The organism is Paenibacillus wenxiniae, assembly GCF_039822605.1.
GTDB lineage: Bacteria > Bacillota > Bacilli > Paenibacillales > Paenibacillaceae > Saccharibacillus > Saccharibacillus wenxiniae.
On record NZ_JBCGUH010000038.1, the window covers coordinates 1 to 1,544 of the forward strand.

General features: G+C 46.1%; 2 protein-coding genes. Both read left to right on the plus strand.

Annotation, left to right across the window (positions count from 1 at the left end; genetic code table 11):
• The first annotated feature begins 1 nt into the window (after position 1).
• Positions 2-1,021 (plus strand): dTDP-glucose 4,6-dehydratase, encoded by a 1,020-nt coding sequence (gene rfbB, locus AAHF22_RS23685; protein ID WP_347327460.1) that lies wholly within the window; start codon positions 2-4, stop codon positions 1,019-1,021.
• A partial coding sequence (gene rfbD / locus AAHF22_RS23690; protein ID WP_347327461.1) for a dTDP-4-dehydrorhamnose reductase occupies positions 1,021-1,544 on the plus strand: 524 nt, incomplete at its 3' end. The genes rfbB and rfbD, both read left to right, overlap by 1 nt.

Consider the following 1,544-nt stretch of genomic DNA (forward strand, 5'->3'; position numbering starts at 1 on the left):
TATGAAATTACTCGTTACCGGCGGTGCCGGTTTTATCGGTAGTAACTTTGTGCTGTACATGTTGCGTGAACATCCCGAATACCAGATCATTAATGTGGATGCGTTAACGTATGCAGGTAATTTGGAAAATTTGAAAGCGATTGAAGGCAATCCGAATCATACATTTGTCAAAGCAGATATCGGCGATAGTGCTAAGATGGATGAACTCGTTGCCCAGGGCGTAAACATCATCGTTAACTTTGCAGCAGAGTCTCACGTGGACCGCAGTATTTTGGAACCAGACGTATTTGTGAAAACCAATGTACTCGGCACGCAAGTACTGCTGGATGTGGCGAAAAAGCATAACATTACGAAATTCGTTCAAGTATCTACAGACGAAGTATACGGAACACTGAGCGAAACAGGGTTGTTTACAGAAGAAACGCCTTTGACACCAAACAGTCCCTATTCCGCAAGTAAAGCAGGCGGCGACCTGCTTGTACGTGCTTATCACGAAACATTCGGCTTGCCGGTGAACATCACACGTTGTTCGAACAACTACGGCCCATTCCAGTTCCCGGAGAAATTAATTCCACTCATTATTTCTCGTGCACTGGCAGATGAAGCGTTGCCGGTATATGGTGACGGTCTGAATATCCGTGACTGGCTGTATGTGGAAGATCATTGCAGCGCGATCGATCTCGTCATCCATGAAGGCAAAAATGGTGAAGTGTACAATATCGGTGGCAACAACGAACGTACCAATATCCATATCGTGAAAACGATTTTGGAGCAACTGGGTAAACCTGAATCGTTGATTAAATACGTAGAAGACCGTCCGGGTCACGATCGTCGTTATGGCATCGATCCAACGAAAACGATGAACGAGCTGCGCTGGAAGCCAAAACATAATTTCGAATCCGGCATTAAAGCAACGATTCAATGGTATCTGGATAACAAAGATTGGTGGACTCGTATCGCTTCTGGTGAATATCAGGCTTATTATCAGCAGCAATACGGTAGCCGTCTAGGTGAGAAGTAATGAAGGTACTTGTTACCGGTGCATCTGGTCAGCTTGGTATGGATATGGTTGCTGTATTGCAGCGTAAAGGCCATGATGTCATGGGCTGTAATCGTCAGCAATTGGATATTACAAATCTGGAGCAGTGCCAGCAGGTCGTGGGCGAGTTTGTTCCAACTGTCATCGTGCACTGTGCAGCCTATACAGCGGTAGATGCTGCGGAAAGTGATGTGGACGGCGCATACCTGGTGAATGCAACAGGCAGCCGCAATATGGCGGTTGCGGCTGAAGCGGTAGGTGCGAAGCTTATTTATATCAGTACAGATTATGTATTTGATGGTCAGGGTGAAAATCCTTACTATGAATACGATAATACCAATCCGCAGGGCGTCTATGGCAAATCGAAGCGTGCAGGAGAACAGCTAACACAAACATTGTGCAACCGCTACTTTATCGTGCGTACTTCGTGGGTGTATGGATTGCACGGCAATAACTTTGTGAAGACGATGTTGAAACTGGGACAGGAAAAGCCGGAACTCAAGGT

Bases quoted from the DNA above. Each gene is read 5' to 3' on its own strand.
- rfbB (WP_347327460.1), top strand. From the start codon at position 2: ATGAAATTACTCGTTACCGGCGGTGCCGGTTTTATCGGTAGTAACTTT.